Below are 19,558 nucleotides of genomic sequence, written 5' to 3' on the forward strand. Positions count from 1 at the left end.
CGAAAAAGCAGAACAGGCCGGCATGTTAGCCCTTTGTCCGATATTCATCACCCCTCAAAGTTAAAGGGTTAGGGTCAACGGACCTCTGTTGGGCGCCACCACCAAAGTCCAATAAACACTGACTTACCTTTAATTTTTTTTTGCCGTAGAATCAGCCTGCCTTTTTAGGCGCCAATGTCCGTTAGAAGCTGTTTTCAAAGCGTCACGAGCACAGTCGTTCCTTCAGAGCGGTGTTGGCGAGGGGTTTTTCCAGCGGGGAAAAGCCCAACGCCAACCCTCATCAGCTCCCGTTCTGCAGGCGTAAAACTTTGAAAGCAGCTTCTGTAAGGAATTGTCGGTAATTCTGGCTAAGTGGCTCACAACGCCATGCTGCGCATGAGTACGGCAATTTCGGGATGAGCGTCCCGGACACCCATTTGGGACCACTGATGAGGGTAATAACTGTGCTTGAAGCCTACCGCAAACATATCGAAGAGCGCGCAGCACTGGGTATCGTTCCCCAGCCGCTAAACGCCGAACAAACTGCAGGCCTGGTCGAGCTGCTGAAAAATCCCCCGGCTGGCGAAGAAGCGTTCCTCGTTGACCTGATCACCAATCGCGTTCCGCCAGGCGTGGACGAAGCTGCCTATGTCAAGGCCGGCTTCCTGTCCGCCATCGCCAAAGGCGAAGCCAAATCCCCCCTGATCGACAAGAAGCGCGCTGTTGAACTGCTCGGCACCATGCAGGGCGGCTACAACATCGTGACCCTGGTAAACCTGCTGGACGACGCCGAACTGGCGCCAGTAGCTGCCAAAGAACTCAAGCACACCCTGCTGATGTTCGACGCCTTCCACGACGTCGCTGAAAAAGCCAAGAACGGTAACGTTCACGCCCAAGGCGTGCTGCAATCCTGGGCTGACGGCGAGTGGTTCGTGAAGCGCCCGACCCTGGCCGACAAGATCAGCCTGCGCGTGTTCAAGGTCACCGGCGAAACCAACACCGACGACCTGTCCCCTGCGCCTGATGCCTGGTCCCGTCCAGACATCCCGCTGCACGCCCTGGCCATGCTGAAAATGGCTCGCGACGGCATCGTGCCTGACGCACAAGGCGCCACCGGCCCGATGAAGCAGATCGAAGAAATGCGCAACGCCGGCTTCCCGATCGCCTACGTCGGTGACGTGGTCGGTACCGGTTCTTCGCGTAAATCGGCCACCAACTCGGTGCTGTGGTTCTTCGGCGACGACGTTCCTTACGTGCCGAACAAGCGTGCAGGCGGCTTCTGCTTCGGCAGCAAGATCGCTCCGATCTTCTACAACACCATGGAAGATGCCGGCGCACTGCCAATCGAATTCGACGTTTCCAACATGCACATGGGCGACGTGATCGACCTGTACCCGCATGCTGGCAAAGTCTGCAAGCACGGCACCGACGAAGTCCTGACCACCTTCGAAATGAAGACCCCGGTCCTGTTGGACGAAGTGCGTGCTGGCGGCCGTATTCCGCTGATCATCGGCCGTGGCCTGACCGAAAAGGCTCGCACCGAGCTGGGTCTGCCACCTTCGACCCTGTTCAAGAAGCCTGAAGCACCGGCTGAAAGCACCAAGGGTTTCACCCTGGCGCAGAAAATGGTCGGCAAGGCTTGCGGCGTGACCGGCGTTCGTCCGGGCACCTACTGCGAACCGAAGATGACCACCGTGGGTTCCCAGGACACCACCGGTCCCATGACCCGTGACGAACTGAAAGACCTGGCGTGCCTGGGCTTCTCGACCGATCTGGTGATGCAGTCCTTCTGCCACACCGCGGCTTACCCCAAGCCGATCGACGTGACCACCCACCACACCCTGCCTGACTTCATCATGACCCGCGGCGGCGTTTCCCTGCGTCCGGGCGACGGCATCATCCACTCGTGGCTGAACCGCATGCTGCTGCCAGACACCGTCGGTACCGGTGGTGACTCCCACACCCGTTTCCCGATCGGCATCTCGTTCCCGGCCGGTTCCGGTCTGGTTGCGTTCGCCGCAGCTACCGGCGTCATGCCGCTGGACATGCCAGAGTCGATCCTGGTTCGCTTCAAAGGCGAACTGCAGCCAGGCGTCACCCTGCGTGACCTGGTTCACGCCATTCCTTACTACGCGATCCAGGCTGGCCTGTTGACCGTAGAGAAGAAAGGCAAGAAGAACGCCTTCTCCGGTCGCATCCTGGAGATCGAAGGTCTGCCTAAACTGACCGTAGAGCAAGCGTTCGAACTGTCTGACGCCTCGGCTGAACGTTCGGCTGCCGGTTGCACCATCCAGCTGTCCAAAGAGTCGATTGCCGAATACCTGCAGTCCAACATCACCCTGCTGCGCTGGATGATCGGCGAAGGCTACGGCGATGCACGTACTCTGGAACGTCGCGCTCAAGCAATGGAAGCCTGGCTGGCCAACCCTGAGCTGCTGCAAGCGGACAAAGACGCTGAATACGCTGAAATCATCGAGATCGACCTGGCCGACATCAAGGAGCCTGTGCTCTGCGCGCCGAACGACCCGGACGACGCTCGCCTGCTCTCCAGCGTTGCTGGCGAGAAGATCGACGAAGTGTTCATCGGTTCCTGCATGACCAACATCGGCCACTTCCGCGCTGCCGGCAAGTTGCTGGAACAGGTCAAGGGTCAGCTGCCAACCCGTCTGTGGCTGTCGCCGCCGACCAAGATGGACGCTCACCAGCTGACCGAAGAAGGCTACTACGGCATCTACGGCAAGGCCGGCGCGCGCATGGAAATGCCAGGCTGCTCGCTGTGCATGGGTAACCAGGCACGTGTAGAGCCGAACTCGACCGTTGTGTCGACTTCGACCCGTAACTTCCCGAACCGTCTGGGTGACGGCGCGAACGTCTACCTGGCTTCGGCTGAGCTGGCGTCCGTGGCTTCCATCCTGGGTCGCCTGCCGACCGTCGAGGAGTACATGGAATACGCTGGCAAGATCGACAGCATGGCGGCCGATGTCTACCGCTACCTGTCCTTCGACCAGATCGCCGAGTTCCGTGAAGCTGCTGCGAACGCCAACATCCCGGTCGTTCAAGCCTAACGTTGCAACGCAATGAAAAACGCCGCCCATCGTGAGATGAGCGGCGTTTTTTTATGCCGATGAAAAGTCACTGGCTGTTCCGGCCTCATCGCGGGCAAGCCCGCTCCCACAGGGTTTTGGGTGTTCACACGGTTTCTGTATTACCGCGCAGCCCAGGCATTGAAGCGCTGTTCAAGCTCCTCGCCATGGTCGACCCAGAACTCCGCGTCCACGGCCCGCGCGCCGGCCAGGTTGGCCTCGGCGGTCGGCAGTTGCTCCTGCACGTCCTTGGGCAGCAATGACAGAGTCTGGCGATGCACCGGCCCGTACGGGATGGTTTCCGAGAAGACTTTTTGCGTCTGCGGCTGACTGGCAAATGCAATGAAGTTTTCCGCCAATGCCTTGTTCGGCGTGCCTTTGACCACCGCCCAGTATTCCGGGTCGTACAGGCTCTGCGGCCAGACGATGCTCAGTTTCATGCCTTCCTTCTGCGCCGAGGCGATCCGGCCGTTGTAGGCGGCGCTCATCACCACGTCGCCGGCCACCAGCCATTGCGCCGGTTGCGCGCCCGCCTCCCACCACTGGATGTTCGGCTTGATCTGGTCGAGCTTGGCAAAGGCCCGCGTCACGCCTTGCGGAGTATTCAAGACCTTGTACACGTCGTCCGCCTTGACGCCGTCGGCCAGCAAGGCGATTTCCAAGGTGTACTTGGCGCTCTTGCGCAGGCCGCGCTTGCCCGGGAAGTCGGCGACATTCCAGAAGTCCGCCCAGGATTGCGGCGCCTTGGCCTGCTTGCTCTGGTCGTAAGCCATGACCATCGACCAGACGTAAGTGGCAACCCCGCACTCGGTCAACGCACCGGGCACAAAGTTTGCCGAATCACCGAAGCGTCCCGCATCGAGCTTCTCGAACAGGCCCTCCTCGCAACCACGCAACAGCTCGGGGCTTTCGACTTCGACCACGTCCCAACTGGTGTGGCCGGCCGAGACCATGGCCTTGATCTTTGACAGTTCGCCGTTGTACTCACCGGCGATGATGTTGCCCGCGCCGCTGGCGTTGAAGGGCTTGAAGTAGGCTTTATCCTGAGCCTGTTTGGTAGCACCACCGAAGGAAATCACGGTGAGGTCCTGGGGGGCCGCCCACACACTGGCACTCAACACCGCCAGGGCAAACGGAACACTGCAACGCAAGGATCTGGACATGGATCGCTTCCTCGGGTCTTGTCGACCCATTGTTGTTATCGGTGTTCGGATTCACTCAAGTAAGCCGCCAGGCGATCCATCAGGCGGTCACAGGCCGCCATCTGTTCGACGCTGACAAATTCATCGGGCTTGTGCCCCTGGTCCATGCTGCCGGGACCGCAGACCACCGAAGGAATGCCGGCCTGATCGAACAGCCCGCCTTCGGTGCCAAAGGCCACGGTGCTGAACTCGTCGCTGCCGCATAGCCGGGCAATCAGCCGGGCCGCCGCGCTGTCGGCGGGTGTCGCCAGGCCGGGATAGGCCGAGATTTTTTCAAAGCGGATACCGGTATCGGTGTCCACGGCCTGCATGGCCGGCAGCAACGTCTGCTCGGCGTAGTCCTGCAGTTCATCGACGACCACTTGCGGGGCGAAGTCCGGCAAGGCGCGGATCTCGAAATCGAAACGGCAGTCCGCTGGAACGATGTTCAGCGCCGTACCGCCCTGGATCACTCCGACCTGCACGGTCGAGAACGCCGGATCGAAGCGTTTGTCGTGCAATGGCGGCCGGGCCAGGGTGGCGCCGATGTCGCCCAGCCGACCGATCAGGCGCGCGGCCTGCTCGATGGCATTGACCCCATAAGGTGCGTAGGCCGAATGACAGGCGGCGCCGCGCACGTGACAGCGCATCGCCAGTTTGCCCTTGTGGCCGAGCACCGGCTTGAGCTCGGTCGGCTCGCCGATCAAACACAACGCCGGTGCCGGGATGCGTTGGGGCAACACTTCCAGCAAGCCGCGCACGCCGAGGCAACCGACCTCTTCGTCATAGGAAAACGCCAAATGCACCGGGCGCCTCAAAGGGCTGGAGAGAAACATCGGCACGGCCGCCAGCACCGACGCCAGATAGCCTTTCATGTCCGCGGTGCCGCGCCCATACAGCTTGCCGTTCGCCTCGCTCAGGCTGAACGGTTCGACCGTCCAGGCCTGGCCGTCCACCGGCACCACGTCGGTGTGCCCGGACAGCACGATGCCGCCGGCCACACGCGGGCCGACCGTGGCCAACAGATTGGCCTTGGTCCGCTCGGCGTTGTAGATCAGTTCGCAATCCACGCCCAGGTCGCGCAGGTAGTCGCGCACGAACTCGATCAGCGCAAGGTTCGAATCGCGGCTGACCGTGGCGAACCCGATCAATCGCGCGAGCATGGCGCGGCTGCGCAACTCACTCATCGCCGGGCACTCCATACGCGGGGGCCAGGGTCGGATTGAGGGCGCGGGTCAGGTAGTCCTGCAATTGCGGCTCGTAGGCCGCCCACAGTTTGCCAAGCTCGCCGATCGGGTTTTGATCGGCCCAATCCACCCGCAGGTCAACAATCGGCCAGGTCAGGTCACCGACCACCGACAGCGCCGCCGAGTGCACCGTGCCGGCTTCACCACCGGCATCCTGCCCGGCCTGCAAGGCGTTCATCAGCCGGGTGGCGAGGCAGCCTTCGCTGTTTTCAAAGGCCGCGACCATCGCTTCGATCACCCCACTGTTGGCCAGCAGGTTGCCGGCCGCCACGCATTGCTCACCGGCCACAGCGTTGTTGATGCCCAGCGCATGGTTGCCGCTGAACACCGCCGTGCGCCCCTGGGCATCGACCACCGCCACCTGGCGGTATTGGCTGTAGCCGTTGCGGGTCAATGAGTGGTCCAGCGCCTGGGGCGGCGCCGAGCCGTTGGCCAGTTCATCGAGGATCTGCGGGCCGAGGGCCGGCAGCGTGATGTTCTGGCTCGACACCGCGCCGACACCGGCACGCAGCCACGGGCAGCGCGCGCCGACGGCAATGCTCGAAGAACTGATGGCAATGCCCAGCTGGCCGGTCTCGGCGCAGCGACCCACGATGGAAAAAGTCATGGCCAATTCCTTATTCAGGGATGACAGCGATCACATCGATTTCCATCAGCCACTGCGGCTGGCCGAGGGCGCTGACCACAAGGCCAGTGGAAATCGGAAACACGCCCTTGAGCCACTTGCCGACCTCCTGGTACACCGGCTCGCGATAGCGCGGGTCGATCAGGTAGGTGGTGGTCTTGACGATGTGGCTCATGTCGCTGCCCGCCTCCTCCAGCAGTTGCTTGACGTTGCGCATGGCCTGCTCGGCCTGGGCGCGCGGATCGCCGAGGCCCACCAGTTGACCGTTGAAATCGGTACCGACCTGGCCACGCACATACACGGTGTTGCCGGCGCGCACGGCCTGGCACAAATCGTTGTCCAGCGTCTGGTTCGGATAGGTGTCTTTGGTGTTGAACATGCGGATGCGGGTATGAGTAGGCATTAACGAACTCCCATGAGGCTGGCTTTCTGAAGTGGTGCACGGGCGGCGTCGGCTTGACGCTGGGTCGCATCCCGATAGTTGAGATAGGTGTGCTGTTTAACGATGTGATCGGCGATGTGCTTGGCGTCGTGCCAAACGCCCCAGATAAACGCGGAGCCGCGGCGGGACTGCCAAGGCAACCCGACGAAATACACCCCCGGCTCGGCCGACACGCCGCGCTGGTGCTGCGGTTTGCCGTTTTCCTTGAAGGCATCGACCTTCAGCCAGCTGTAATCGGTGGAGTAACCGGTGGCCCAGATGATCGTGGTGACGCCGGCCTTGAGCAGATCCAGTTCCAGGATTGGATGGGTCACGCAGTCCGGATCGGCCAGCATGGCCCGGGCTTCGGGTTCCAGCGGCAGGTCCAGGCCGTTGCGTTCGATATAGGCGTCGGCCTTGTCGAGCAGCGCCAGGTAGTTTTCATCGCCGCGCTGGATGTTGTCGGCGAGGTTGTCTTCGAAACCCACCACTGCGCCGTTGAACGCCTGGGTCAGGCCGACCAGCTTCATGCCCTGATGGGCCAGGCGGCGGAAGTCCACGGTGTGGCCGCCACGGGCGCCGCTCACGGCGATGGTCACATGCTCTTTACCGGGCTGCATGGCCTCGGCATCCCACTCGCCGAGCACCCCCAGCCACCAGCAGAAATCACGGTTGCGATAGGCACGGGGCGGACGATCGTGGGCGCCCACCGACAGGTAGACTTGCTTGCCGGAACGTTGCAGTTCATCGGCGATCTGCACCCCCGAGGAACCGGCGCCCACCACCAGCACCGCGCCTTCGGCCAGTTGCTGCGGGTTGTAGTATTGGGCGGAGTGAATCTGGGTGATGCCGGAGATTTCGGGAGCAATCGGCGGAATGGCCGGACGCTGGAACGGACCGGTGGCGACCACTACATGCCGGGCTTCGATCACGCCATCAGAGGTTTCAACAGTGAAGCCCGGACGGTCGGCGTTACGTTCAACTTTCTTCACGTCCACGCCGGTACGGATCGGCGCGTTGAACTTCTTGGCATAGGCTTCGAAGTACTCAGCCACCTGCTCTTTCCCGGCGAAGGCATCCGGGTCCAGACCGTCGAATTCCAGCCCCGGGAAACGGTCGTGCCAGGCCGGACCGTTGGCCACCAGCGAATCCCAGCGGCCGGTGCGCCAGGCTTCGGCGATACGATTGCGCTCCACAACGAGGTGAGGCACACCGAGCTTGCTCAGGTGTTCACTCATGGCCACGCCGGCCTGGCCGGCGCCAACTACAAGCGTATCAATTTCGGTCTTGTCAACTGTCATGGCTGTGCACTTCTGAAAGGTGGTTTGATTCAGGTCGGTCATGGCTGCCGCCTCGATTCTGATCACTGTTGTTCTTCTGCTGCGGCTATCGGTGTCAGGGTGTTGGCCGCATTCTGTTCGGAGCCGGGAAATAGCGAAATTATGTTTTTTGTGGTCGCTGGAGAGGAAAAAGCGTCGAGGCGACCGGTTGGCTGTGCAAGGTTGCGGTCGACCCGATCCCGGCCTATGGTCCAAGCGATGCATTGCCCGCGACCGACGCGAAGACCCGGCGCGGATTGCTGTCCATCCAGTGCGGATTTACGCAAGGAGTGATGACATGCCCGACAATTCCCGTCCTGCCGTGCTCGAACTGATTGGCAATACCCCGCTGGTGCGCGTCAGCCGTTTCGATACCGGCCCATGCACACTGTTTCTCAAACTCGAATCCCAGAACCCCGGCGGTTCGATCAAGGACCGCATCGGTCTGGCGATGATCGATGTCGCCGAACGCGATGGTCGCCTGCGCCCCGGCGGCACCATTGTCGAAGCCACCGCCGGCAACACCGGGCTGGGCCTGGCCCTGGTCGGCCGCGCCAAGGGTTACCGGGTGGTGCTGGTGGTGCCGGACAAGATGTCCACCGAGAAGGTCCTGCACCTCAAGGCCATGGGCGCCGAGGTGCACATCACCCGTTCCGATGTCGGCAAGGGCCATCCCGAGTATTACCAGGACGTCGCCGCACGGCTGGCGGCGGACATTCCCGATGCGTTCTTCGCCGACCAGTTCAACAACCCGGCCAACCCGCTAGCCCACGAATGCAGCACCGCGCCGGAGATCTGGGCGCAGACCCAGCACGATGTGGACGCCATCGTCGTCGGTGTCGGTTCGGCCGGCACCCTCACCGGCCTGACCCGCTTCTTCAAACGGGTGCAGCCGGACCTGGAAATGGTCCTGGCCGACCCGGTCGGCTCGGTGATGGCCGAATACAGCCGCAATGGCACCCTCCCCACCCCCGGTTCCTGGGCGGTGGAAGGCATCGGCGAAGACTTCATTCCGTCGATTGCCGACCTGTCCAGCGTGCGCCACGCCTATTCGATCAGCGACGAAGAAAGCTTCGACCACGCCCGCCAGTTGCTGCGCGCCGAAGGCATTCTTGGCGGCTCGTCGACCGGCACCTTGCTGGCGGCGGCGTTGCGTTACTGCCGCGAACAGACCCAGCCGAAACGGGTGGTGAGCTTCGTCTGCGACACCGGTACGCGTTACCTGTCGAAGGTCTACAACGACCAGTGGATGAACGATCAGGGCCTGCTGCAACGCAAGCACTACGGCGACCTGCGCGACCTGATCGCGCGGCGTTTCGAAGATGGCCGGGTGATCAGCGTCGGCCCGGATGACACGCTACTGACGGCTTTTCAACGCATGCGCCTGGCGGATGTCTCGCAACTGCCGGTGTTGGTGAAGGGGCAGCAACTGGTCGGCGTGATCGACGAGTCCGACATCCTGCTGGGCGTGCATGAAGACGTTGCGCACTTTCGCAAGACCGTATCCAGCGCCATGACCGACAAACTGCAAACCCTGTCCCCCGATGCCTCACTGGCGGATCTGGAGGCAGAACTGGGCCGTGGGCTGGTGGCGATCATCCAGGATGCCTCGGGCTTCCACGGCCTGATTACCCGAACCGACATGCTCAATCACCTGCGGAGATCCCTGCCATGAGTCAACAGGATAAAAACGCCCCGCCACAGGGCTTCGCCACCCGGGTGATCCACGCCGGGCAAGTGCCGGACCCATCCACCGGGGCGTTGATGCCGCCGATCTACGCCAACTCCACCTACCTGCAACAGAGCCCCGGGGTGCACAAGGGCCTGGACTACGGGCGTTCGCACAACCCGACGCGCTGGGCGCTGGAGCGCTGCGTGGCGGACCTCGAAGGCGGCACCCGGGGCTTTGCCTTCGCCTCGGGGCTGGCGACCATTTCCACGGTGCTCGAACTGCTCGACGCCGGCTCGCACATCGTCTCGGGTAACGATCTGTACGGCGGCACCTTCCGCCTGTTCGACAAGGTGCGCCAGCGCAGCGCCGGGCACCGTTTCAGCTTCGTCGACCTGACCGACCTGGCGGCGTTCGAGGCCTCCCTGCAAGACGACACCCGGATGGTCATGGTCGAGACCCCGAGCAATCCGCTGCTGCGCCTCACGGACCTCGCCGCCATCGCCCGCACCTGCCGCGCACGCGGCATCATCTGCGTGGCCGACAACACCTTCGCCAGCCCGTGGATCCAGCGCCCGCTGGAACTGGGTTTCGACATCGTGCTGCACTCGACTACCAAATACCTCAACGGCCACTCCGACGTGATCGGCGGCATCGCCGTGGTCGGGCAGAACGCAGAACTGGCCGAGCGCCTGGGCTTCCTGCAAAACGCCGTCGGCGCCATCGCGGGGCCGTTCGATGCCTTCCTCACCCTGCGCGGCGTGAAGACCCTGGCCCTGCGCATGGAGCGGCATTGCAGCAACGCAATGGAGCTGGCGCAGTGGCTGGAGCGCCAACCGCAAGTGTCGCGGGTGTATTACCCCGGCCTGCCGTCGCACCCGCAACACGAACTGGCCCAACGGCAAATGCACGGTTTCGGCGGGATGATTGCCCTCGACCTCAACAGCGACCTGGCTGGCGCCAAACGCTTCCTTGAAAGCGTGCAGATCTTCGCCCTGGCCGAAAGCCTCGGCGGCGTGGAAAGCCTGATCGAACACCCGGCGATCATGACCCACGCCACCATTCCACCCGATACCCGCGCAGAACTGGGGATCGGCGACGGGTTGGTGCGGTTGTCGGTGGGGGTTGAGGATGTGGAGGATTTGCGGGCTGATCTGGCGCAGGCGTTGGCGCGGATGTAAGTCACCTGAATTGTGGGACACCGCAAAACCTGTGGGAGCGGGCTTGCTCGCGAAGACGGCGGCACATCCAACATCGATGTGACTGATATACCGCTTTCGCGAGCAAGCCCGCTCCCACACTTGAATGTCTGTCATGCAAAAATTGGCTGTTCACCAGCGATCCCCTGTGGAAGCGAGCTTGCTCGCGATAGCGGTGGATCAGTCGATATTGATGCTGACTGACACTCCGCCATCGCGAGCAAGCTCGCTCCCACAGGTCTTTCCCACAGGTCTTTTTGGCCTTAAGTCTTGCTGCAAGGCTGGTCAAGCACCCAAGACTCCCTATAATCGCGCCGTTTTCGTCTACCCTCACGAAGCGTCGTGCAGCAATCAGCTTGTGCGGGGCGCATCGACATTTTTCCGCTATTGAACCGGAGAACTTCCATGCTCAAACGTACCCTGGCAACGGCCATTGGCCTGACCTTGTCCCTTTCCACGCTGCTGGCACAGGCTGCCGAGACCCTCAAGGTCAGCGCCATTCCCGACGAAGCCCCCACCGAACTGCTGCGCAAGTTCAAGCCCCTGGGCGAGTATCTGGAGAAGCAACTGGGCATGAAGGTCGAGTTCGTACCGGTGTCCGACTACCCGGCGGTGGTCGAGGCGCTGGCCACAGACCGTATCGACATGGCCTGGCTGGGCGGCTTCACCTTCGTGCAGGCGCGACTGAAAACCGGCAATGCCATTCCACTGGTACAGCGTGAGCAGGATGCGCAGTTCACCAGCAAATTCATCAGCGCCGACCCGGCCGTCAAGTCGCTGGCCGACCTCAAGGGCAAATCCTTTGCCTTCGGCTCGGTCTCGTCGACGTCAGGCAGTTTGATGCCGCGCTATTTCATGCTGCAGGACGGCATCAAGCCGGAAACCTACTTCAGCCGTGTCGGCTACTCCGGCGCCCACGACGCCACCGTCGCCTGGGTCCAGGCGGGCAAAGTGGACGCCGGCGTGCTCAACGCCAGCGTCTGGGCAAAACTGGTCGCGGCCGGCAAGGTCGATACCGATAAGGTCAAGGTCTTCGCCACCACGCCGGCCTACTTCGACTACAACTGGACCGTGCGCGGCACCCTCGACCCGGCCCTCGCCAACAAAATCAAGGTGGCCTTCCTCGCGCTCGACCCGGCCAACCCGGAGCAAAAAGCGATTCTGGATCTGCAAGCCGCCAGCCGCTTCATCGAGACCAAGCCTGAGAACTACAAGGGCATCGAGGAAGCCGCGCGCGCTGCCGACCTGCTGAAATGACCTTGCATCTGAACCGGGTCAGCCTCACCCACGGCAATGGCGTGCGTGCGCTGCATGAGGTCGACCTGCAGATCAGTGCCGGTGAGCAAGTCGCAATCATCGGCCCGTCCGGTGCCGGCAAGTCGAGCCTGCTCAACGTGCTGGCCACCGCCCTGCGCCCGGACAACGGCGCGGTCGAGGTACTCGGCGAGCACGCCTGGCAGCTTGGCGCCCATCGGCGTCAGCAGCTGCGGGCGCGCATCGGCCTGGTGCATCAGGCACCACCGCTGCCACCGCGGCAGCGAGTGGTCACGGCGGTGCTGGCCGGAAAGCTGGGGCAATGGGGTTTTGCCAAAAGCTTGTTGAGCCTGCTGCATCCGGTGGATGTTCCGGGCGCGCGGGCGGCACTGGTCAAGCTGGACCTGGGTGACAAGCTGTTCGCCCAGTGCCAGCAATTGTCCGGAGGCCAGTTGCAGCGCGTGGGCATTGCCCGGGTGCTGTACCAGGCGCCCGAAGTGCTGCTGGCCGATGAGCCGGTGTCGGCGATGGACCCGGTACTGGCCGGGCACACCCTGTCGATCCTCTGTCGCCACGCCCGGGAGCACAACGTGACGCTGGTCGCCAGCCTGCATGCGGTGGAACTGGCCCTGACGCACTTTTCACGCATCATCGGTTTGCGCGACGGCCAGGTCCTGTTCGATCTTCCCGCCAGCAACGTCGACCACGATTTGCTCGACAAGCTCTACGCCAACGAACAACTGCTATCGCCGCCCGTTCCGGTGGCGCCCTTGAGCCTGCAGATTCCCCGATGCTGACGCGCGATACACGAGACCCGGCCACCCTGCCCCGCCTGCTGCTCAGTCTGTTGGCACTTGCTCTGCTGTGGCCCGGCATTCATTTCAGCGAATTGGACCTGGGTGTACTGCTCAAGGCCGACAGCCAGAGTGAGATGGGCCGGTTTGTCTCAGCCTTCTGGCCACCTGCCCATGGCGAAGAGTTCCTTCAGCTGCTGTGGCAAGCCACGTTGCAGACACTGGCCATCGCCACCGCCGGCATGGCCTTGGCCTTGCTGTTGGCCGTGCCTGCCAGCTTGTTGGCCAGCCGGGCGCTGTCGTTGTCCGCCGCCTCTCGCAGCGGTCGCCCGAGCGCCTTGGGCCGGCTGCTGCGCTGGCCGGTGCGCGGATTGCTGATCTTCCTGCGCAGCGTGCCGGAAATCGTCTGGGCCTTGCTGTTCGTGCGCGCCGTCGGCCTTGGCCCGACGGCCGGGGTGCTGGCGATTGCCATCACCTACAGCGGCATGCTGGGCAAGGTCTACGCGGAAATTTTCGAGTCGGTCGACCAGCGTCCCGCACACTCACTGCTGCAAGCCGGCAGTGGCCGGTTGGCGGCGTTCTGCTATGGCATCCTGCCCAACGTCGCGGCGGAGTTGCTGTCGTACACGGTGTATCGCTGGGAATGCGCGATCCGCGCGTCGGTGGTGATGGGCTTCGTCGGTGCCGGCGGGCTGGGCCAGCAGATCGATTTGTCGTTGCGCATGTTCGCCGGCGGTGAAGTGGCGAGCATGTTGCTGACCTTTTTCGTCCTGGTGCTGTTCGCCGACCAGATCAGCCGCCTGTTGCGCTGGAGGTTCGCATGAATCGCCTGATCAACCTGCTGCTGATCCTGTGCATTGGCGCAGCGGTCGTCGCTTCGTTCAGCTATCTGGGCATCGATCTCGGTGAACTGACGGGCAGCGCTAACCTTGCGCAGATGGGCGCCTACGTGCTGCGTTTTCTCAGCCCGGACCTGAGCGCCGGCCATCTGCAAGCCATCGGCCGTGGCGCCGTGGAAACCATGGCGATGTCTGCCCTTGGCACCCTGCTCGCGGCGGTATTCGGCCTGGTGCTGGCACTGCCGGCGGCCGGGCGTTTCGGTTGGCCGTTGCAGAGTGCGTCGCGCCTTGTGCTTAACGCCCTGCGCGCCATTCCCGAACTGGTGTGGGCCGCGTTGATGGTGCTGGCAGCCGGACTCGGCCCCAACGCTGGCACCCTGGCACTGGCCATGCACACCACCGGGGTGCTGGGTCGATTGTTCGCCGAAGCACTGGAAAACACCCCGCCGCAACCGGCCGAAGCCATCCGCTTGCAAGGCGGCAACGTGGTCTGGGCCTTCTGTTACGGCACCCTGCCCAACCTGTTTCCACAACTGCTGGCGTACATCCTGTACCGCTGGGAAAACAACATCCGTATGGCCAGCGTGCTCGGTTTTGTCGGTGCCGGCGGTTTGGGGCAGATGCTCTATGTCAGCCTCAGCCTGTTCCAGGAGGCCCAGGCCAGTACGGTGATCCTGGCGATGTTGCTGCTGGTGTTTGCCGTCGACGGGCTGAGCAGCTGGAGTCGCCAGCGCTGGGTCAAGGCTTGATGGGGAATTGCATGGATTTGCTCAGCTGATTGCATTGGAGCTGAGCAACCATTTGTATGGAGTTGACTGCCGCGTTTTATGGCTATGACCGGCAGAAAACGCCCCATTGCGGGCACTCAGAATGATGCAAAGAGACGATTAACCGTTGTGCGAACCAGAACGATCCAGGGGGAAGTTAAAGGCGACGTAGAAATGATCTGACAATCGATTTCGTAGTATCGCTTGTGTCTGAGTCATGAAACGTGTTCAGAGAATGCCAAATGCACTCGATGATCTCGTTTTGAGGCGTAGCGTTTTCGGCATCCGGGACAGAGGCTTCAAAAACATGATGGCGTGTGTTGCCTGCATCGAACTCAAAAATGTACAGGAGCTGATCAACATTTAGCCCGGTTTCTTCTTGGAGTTCTCGAGCAGCAGCTCCAGCGATAGCTTCGCCAGTTTCTACTTTGCCACCAGGCAAAGCCCATTTTGACTTCGGTTTGCGAACGAGCAAGATATGCCTATCTCTCTCGCATATGACTGTAGCTCTGACTTTCATCTTTTGACCCGGAAGGCATGTCATTAAATTGTAATAAAAATGTCATCTTCAAGGCGCGTTTATCGACGAACGCAGAGTTTAGAGCCAGCCAAACTCAAAAAAGTGCCAGGTGCGGCGGTCACTGGTGAGGGGATAACCCATGAGTAACCCCAACCCGAAACGCCAAGGGCCTGCGATCATGCAGGCCCAGTCAGCTTGGGTACACCGCGATGGGTAACCGCTGTGGTAACCCGACAGCGGCATTCTGCTTGGAGCCAGTATCTACGCGGCCTGTAGGCATTCAGTGCGCGATCTGTCAAGCGGCACTCGCCTCATTGGCAGGATTCAAATAGCAGGCCATCTCCCGTTCGACAACGTCGATCTCATTTAGCCCCCAGTTTGTCAGGGGCGCGGAAGGTTTGCCGGTCGACGCAAAACTCGCCGCCAGCAGACGGGTCATCAGCRTCTTTGCCAAGTCCAGTTGCTCCTGAAGCTCCTGAACCGCGCGATCAGCCTTGTCCAGGCGCTGTTGCAGGGCATCGCGMCCGGCAGTGATCTGTCCGATACTGGCCATCGTTTCATGTGGGTCRACCATCACTGCCGCTTTTTCTTCCAAAGATTTGTCACTCATCAATGTGCTCGATCGCTCAGGTTCAAGGTCAGGCGCCCGCGGGCCTTGCCTCACTGATATCGGCACGAGAGTTTATTCCTATAGTTTTCTATCGCACTGCTGCGCAAGGCGCCGACCAACGGCAGCGTAACCCATCAGCGAACCCAACCTGGTTGCGAACAAGCATCTCAGCTGGCACTGGGTTAAGTGCTCGTATCTATAAACGTCCGTTCCGGGCCGATTCTATTGAAAAAGTCGGCCATGGTTTGCGCAGCAGAAAAGTATGCGTCCGAGATTGAAATCTTTACTTTCGACAGAGGCTTCCGGACTCGGATTTCACGTAGCAGTGTGCAAAAAAGGCGTTTTAACCAGTCAATGTGCAGGCTGTTTGGGCGAACCGACTTTTTCAACAGAATCGGCCGAAAGCTGCCGACCATCAAGGGCTGCTACCGACCTGGAGCAGTCGGCGAACAGAATAATGGCAAATTAGCGGCTATGCTTGGTCTGCTGTCGAAACTGATCAGGCAGTCCGGCAGGCTGCGCGGAAATGACCCGCAACGTGCCCTATGTCACCCGACTATTCTGCGTGAAGCATCCAGTTCAGGGGCGCAAATCCGCAACGACACTCGGGAAGACATGGAGCAAACCCTGCACCTGCAGGCGCAGGGTTTGGACTAGATCTGTCGGGATCACTCAGGATCGAATCGACTTTCGCTACGGTGCGGCTGGGCACTGCGAAAACGGGGATATGTTCACCCCAGACATGCAGGCCTTGGTCTGCACGCTCGCCAGAGGCTCAGAACGAGGCTGAGGAAATTGAAAGGAACAGAACATCTGGCAAAAGTGATTGCCGACGTTCAGTTCTACAATGGAGAGCGAGGAGAATCGTTACCTGAAACGACGATGTCAAACACAACAAATGAAAATGATTTCGTTTTATCGCCGAAATGTTAAGAGACTGCTTGCGAGAGTAAAAAATTTCACCATGAAATTAGCATCGCCAAATGCATTGCTTAGTGTCGAATAGTTGGTTGGCGTGACACTTAAGACGTATAGCTTCGGTAGCTATTGCTTGTTTCGGGAGCTTCGCTCACGAAAACCAGCGTGAATCCAGAGCAGAGAAAAAATTTGGCTAATGCTACGTGCGGTGTGTTCTCAGGTTCAGGTGTCGGCACAAAAGGTTGATTGGTTTCCGAATACCGCTTCTATTGGTCAATTTAGAAGGATTATGTTTGGAGATTGTGAAATGGATTTTTTCAGGAATAAAAGCACCGCAAAGCAAGCCATACCCACCCGTTCAAATAAGCCGCGCTCGACCAAATGGCACCGCATGTACTTTTTTCTTGCGGGATTCGACGTGCTGGTTGTTGTGCTGAGCGTGCTATTGAATCACCTGATCGTCGATACCTATCACCGCTCCATCACGGCAAACCAGTCGTGGGTCCAACAGCTGTCGAGCTATTCAACGCTGGGCAGCCTGGCTTCCAAAGTCAATGCGCCGGGCAATAATGTGTTCGATACACATGATGTTGAAGCCGAATCGCGGAACATGAATGAAGCCTTGCGTGCCTTCAGCGAGCATTTGGCAATGGCCAAAAAACAGTTGGAAGTACGGATCGCCAATGAGGCTGAACACAATGCAGATATACAAGCCTTTACCCTTGCATTGAAGGATGAGGTGGGTGCAATTGATGCCGCGATGGTCGAAATGGTGAACGAGGCCTTGCTGATCTTTTCCTACTTCAGGGAGGGGCAGTCGGATAATGCTGGCAAACGCATGGCAACGATGGACAGGAAGTTTGCCCTGTTGCTCGCCTCACTCAGTACCGTGCGGGATCGCGTTGGCCTGATTCAAAGCAAGCTCCTGGAGGAGGAGCTTGAGTCGGTCGAAGAACTGCGCCGGGTCGAATACGCGATCATGGTGTTCGTGCTACTGATGGTCAGTGCGGCCGTTATCTACGGGGGCAAGATCAGGCGCGAAATGGAGTCGCAAGCAGCCGAACGGGAAGGTTATCTGGCAGTGCTGCGCGAAAGCGAGAAGCAGGCCCGCCAGCAAGCATCGCTGCTGGACAAGGCCCAGGACGCCATTGTCGTTCACGGGATGGATAACCGCATCCTGTACTGGAACAAAAGTGCCGAGCGTCTCTACGGTCTGTCAAAGGAAGAGGCACTCGGCAAATCGGCACAGGAGTTGATCTACCAGGGTAGCGCCGCTTTCAATGCGGCCACTAACAGCCTGATAGAAACGGGTGACCGGGCGGACGAAGTTACACTTCGACGCCGGGATGGCTGCACCATCACGCTCGAAAGTCATCGAACCCTGGTGCGAGACGATGATGGCCAGCCGCAATCCGTTCTGTCGATCAATACTGACATCACCCACCGTAAGACCGCTGAGCAAGAGGTCCAGCGTTTGGCCTTCTACGATCAGTTGACCGGGCTGCCCAACAGGCGGCTCATGTTGGACCGGTTACAGCATCTGCTGGCGGGCAGCTCCCGTAGCCTGCATACGAACGCGATAATTCTCATTGACCTGGATAACTTCAAGGCACTGAACGACACGCTGGGGCATGACAGAGGCGACATGTTGCTGCAGCAAGTTGCTCTGCGCCTTTGCGGCTGCATACGCGAGAGCGACACCGTGGCTCGCCTGGGCGGAGACGAATTCGTCGTCCTGCTGGATGGCCTTAATGAGAATCCTCCAGAAGCAGCTATCCAGGCCAAGGCTATTGGCGAAAAGATTCTCAACTCTCTGAACATTTCCTACCAGTTGGATGGATATGAGCACCACAGCACCCCCAGCCTCGGCATCGCGCTGTTCCAGGGGCAGCTGAGCACAGTGGACGATATTATGAAGCGCGCTGACCTGGCGATGTATCGCGCCAAGGCGGCGGGCCGCAATACCATGCGCTTCTTCGATCCGGAAATGCAGGCGGTTGCCACGGCACGCGCCAGACTGGAAGTAGAGTTGCGCCAAGGCTTGCAGGACAACGAATTCCTTCTTCATTACCAGCCGCAGGTGAATAGTGAGGGCCGTATCATTGGCGCAGAGGCACTGATGAGATGGCAGAATCCTGAGCGCGGAGTCGTGTTTCCAGGCGAGTTCATTCCATTGGCAGAGGAAACGGGGTTGATTCTGCCGTTAGGCCGTTGGGCGCTGCAGGCAGCCTGCACTCAGCTGGTTGCCTGGGCAAAGCATTCGGAAACCGCCCGACTGGGTATGGCTGTGAATGTCAGCGCCCGCCAGTTTCACCATCCGGACTTCGTCGAGGAGGTACTGCAAGTACTGAGATACACGGGGGCCGATCCGAAGAAATTGAAACTGGAACTGACCGAAGGCCTGCTGATAGAGGATATGGAAGGTACTGTCGCCAAAATGATCGAGTTGAAAGAGATCGGCATAGGCCTTTCGCTGGATGATTTCGGAACCGGCTACTCGTCACTGTCATACCTGAAGAGCCTTCCGCTGGATCAACTCAAGATCGACCAGTCCTTCATCAGAGATGTGCTGGTTGATCCCAACGACGCCGCAATCGCCTGCGCGATTGTGAGCCTGAGCCAGATATTGGGGCTTTCGGTGATTGCAGAAGGTGTGGAGACAGAAGCTCAGCGCACCTTTCTGGTCAAGCATGGCTGCCAGACCTACCAGGGCTTCCTGTTTTCCCCGCCACTGCCAGCCGAACAATTTGAGGCGTATGTTCACGAAAGATTAATGGCGAGCACTGATTTCCCACGGACCAAGACTAAATCGCCATAACTTCGCAGGTGCCTGGGAACGTCCGCTTTCGGCTGTGGATTCAACCCAATGCGGACGATGAGAGGTCGACTCAAATGTGGCTCGCACCCGCAACTGCCGGAGGCGACCTGTCAAGCGGCACTCGCCTCATTAGCAGGATTCAAATAGCAGGCCATCTCCCGTTCGACAACGTCGATCTCATTTAGCCCCCAGTTTGTCAGGGGCGCGGAAGGTTTGCCGGTCGACGCAAAACTCGCCGCCAGCAGACGGGTCATCAGCATCTTTGCCAAGTCCAGTTGCTCCTGAAGCTCCTGAACCGCGCGATCAGCCTTGTCC

Annotated in this window: 17 protein-coding genes; 9 read left to right on the plus strand and 8 right to left on the minus strand. The window is 60.4% G+C overall.

Annotation, left to right across the window (positions count from 1 at the left end; all coding sequences use genetic code 11):
* The first annotated feature begins 443 nt into the window (after positions 1-443).
* Positions 444-3,044 carry a bifunctional aconitate hydratase 2/2-methylisocitrate dehydratase gene (acnB, locus tag AC1DXW_RS17865; RefSeq protein ID WP_477753612.1) on the plus strand — a complete coding sequence of 867 codons (2,601 nt, stop codon included), beginning with the start codon at positions 444-446 and terminating at the stop codon, positions 3,042-3,044.
* A gap of 140 nt (positions 3,045-3,184) precedes the next feature.
* On the opposite strand, the gene AC1DXW_RS17870 is transcribed toward acnB, so the two are convergent.
* Genes AC1DXW_RS17870 through AC1DXW_RS17890 form a run of 5 tightly spaced genes read right to left on the minus strand, consistent with a single transcriptional unit; the run spans position 3,185 to position 7,879 of the window.
* Positions 3,185-4,225, minus strand: coding sequence for an ABC transporter substrate-binding protein (locus tag AC1DXW_RS17870; protein ID WP_477753605.1), 1,041 nt, complete (start codon positions 4,223-4,225; stop codon positions 3,185-3,187).
* Positions 4,226-4,260: 35 nt separating this feature from the next.
* Positions 4,261-5,430: an acetylornithine deacetylase gene (gene argE, locus AC1DXW_RS17875; RefSeq protein WP_477753606.1), complete on the minus strand. Its 1,170-nt coding sequence runs from the start codon at positions 5,428-5,430 to the stop codon at positions 4,261-4,263.
* Positions 5,423-6,097 (minus strand): DUF1028 domain-containing protein, encoded by a 675-nt coding sequence (locus AC1DXW_RS17880; protein WP_477753607.1) that lies wholly within the window; start codon positions 6,095-6,097, stop codon positions 5,423-5,425. The genes argE and AC1DXW_RS17880 overlap by 8 nt, the downstream gene beginning before the upstream one ends.
* Before the next feature lie 10 nt (positions 6,098-6,107).
* Entirely contained in the window at positions 6,108-6,518 is a 411-nt protein-coding gene (locus AC1DXW_RS17885) for a RidA family protein (protein WP_046042476.1), read from the minus strand.
* Positions 6,518-7,879, minus strand: coding sequence for a flavin-containing monooxygenase (locus tag AC1DXW_RS17890; RefSeq protein ID WP_477753608.1), 1,362 nt, complete (start codon positions 7,877-7,879; stop codon positions 6,518-6,520). Before AC1DXW_RS17890 ends, AC1DXW_RS17885 begins: the two co-directional genes overlap by 1 nt.
* A gap of 274 nt (positions 7,880-8,153) precedes the next feature.
* Here AC1DXW_RS17890 and AC1DXW_RS17895 point away from each other — a divergent pair, with 274 nt between their 5' ends.
* The 6 genes from AC1DXW_RS17895 (at position 8,154) to phnE (ending at position 14,359) form a co-directional block, all read left to right on the plus strand.
* Positions 8,154-9,530 (plus strand): pyridoxal-phosphate dependent enzyme, encoded by a 1,377-nt coding sequence (locus AC1DXW_RS17895; protein ID WP_477753609.1) that lies wholly within the window; start codon positions 8,154-8,156, stop codon positions 9,528-9,530.
* Complete coding sequence (locus tag AC1DXW_RS17900) at positions 9,527-10,705, plus strand: trans-sulfuration enzyme family protein (protein ID WP_477753610.1); 1,179 nt, start codon at positions 9,527-9,529, stop codon at positions 10,703-10,705. The genes AC1DXW_RS17895 and AC1DXW_RS17900 overlap by 4 nt, the downstream gene beginning before the upstream one ends.
* A 423-nt stretch (positions 10,706-11,128) precedes the next feature.
* Positions 11,129-11,980 (plus strand): putative selenate ABC transporter substrate-binding protein, encoded by an 852-nt coding sequence (locus AC1DXW_RS17905; RefSeq protein ID WP_477755987.1) that lies wholly within the window; start codon positions 11,129-11,131, stop codon positions 11,978-11,980.
* Positions 11,977-12,774, plus strand: a complete 798-nt coding sequence (locus AC1DXW_RS17910; protein ID WP_477755986.1) for a phosphonate ABC transporter ATP-binding protein — start codon at positions 11,977-11,979, stop codon at positions 12,772-12,774. Before AC1DXW_RS17905 ends, AC1DXW_RS17910 begins: the two co-directional genes overlap by 4 nt.
* Positions 12,768-13,595, plus strand: a complete 828-nt coding sequence (locus AC1DXW_RS17915) for a PhnE/PtxC family ABC transporter permease (protein WP_458548710.1) — start codon at positions 12,768-12,770, stop codon at positions 13,593-13,595. The genes AC1DXW_RS17910 and AC1DXW_RS17915 overlap by 7 nt, the downstream gene beginning before the upstream one ends.
* Positions 13,592-14,359, plus strand: coding sequence for a phosphonate ABC transporter, permease protein PhnE (gene phnE, locus AC1DXW_RS17920; RefSeq protein ID WP_477755985.1), 768 nt, complete (start codon positions 13,592-13,594; stop codon positions 14,357-14,359). The genes AC1DXW_RS17915 and phnE overlap by 4 nt, the downstream gene beginning before the upstream one ends.
* A gap of 175 nt (positions 14,360-14,534) precedes the next feature.
* On the opposite strand, the gene AC1DXW_RS17925 is transcribed toward phnE, so the two are convergent.
* Together AC1DXW_RS17925 and AC1DXW_RS17930 are read right to left on the minus strand one after the other, a co-directional pair.
* A complete protein-coding gene (locus AC1DXW_RS17925) occupies positions 14,535-14,897 on the minus strand; it encodes an NUDIX hydrolase (protein WP_477755984.1) in 363 nt (120 codons plus the stop codon).
* Positions 14,898-15,192: 295 nt separating this feature from the next.
* On the minus strand, positions 15,193-15,507 hold the full coding sequence (locus AC1DXW_RS17930) for a hypothetical protein (RefSeq protein WP_477755983.1): 315 nt from the start codon (positions 15,505-15,507) through the stop codon (positions 15,193-15,195).
* Positions 15,508-15,732: 225 nt separating this feature from the next.
* Between AC1DXW_RS17930 and AC1DXW_RS17935 the strand changes: the two genes are divergently transcribed.
* Together AC1DXW_RS17935 and AC1DXW_RS17940 are read left to right on the plus strand one after the other, a co-directional pair.
* Entirely contained in the window at positions 15,733-16,164 is a 432-nt protein-coding gene (locus AC1DXW_RS17935; RefSeq protein ID WP_477756411.1) for a hypothetical protein, read from the plus strand.
* Between the two features lie 568 nt (positions 16,165-16,732).
* The gene (locus AC1DXW_RS17940; protein WP_477756412.1) at positions 16,733-19,243 is read left to right on the plus strand and encodes a putative bifunctional diguanylate cyclase/phosphodiesterase; all 2,511 of its coding nucleotides are present in this window, start codon (positions 16,733-16,735) and stop codon (positions 19,241-19,243) included.
* Between the two features lie 110 nt (positions 19,244-19,353).
* On the opposite strand, the gene AC1DXW_RS17945 is transcribed toward AC1DXW_RS17940, so the two are convergent.
* Positions 19,354-19,558 (minus strand): hypothetical protein (locus tag AC1DXW_RS17945; RefSeq protein WP_477760283.1); only part of this gene is annotated, 205 nt, incomplete at its 5' end.

It is taken from the genome of Pseudomonas sp. P4_C4, from assembly GCF_056402055.1.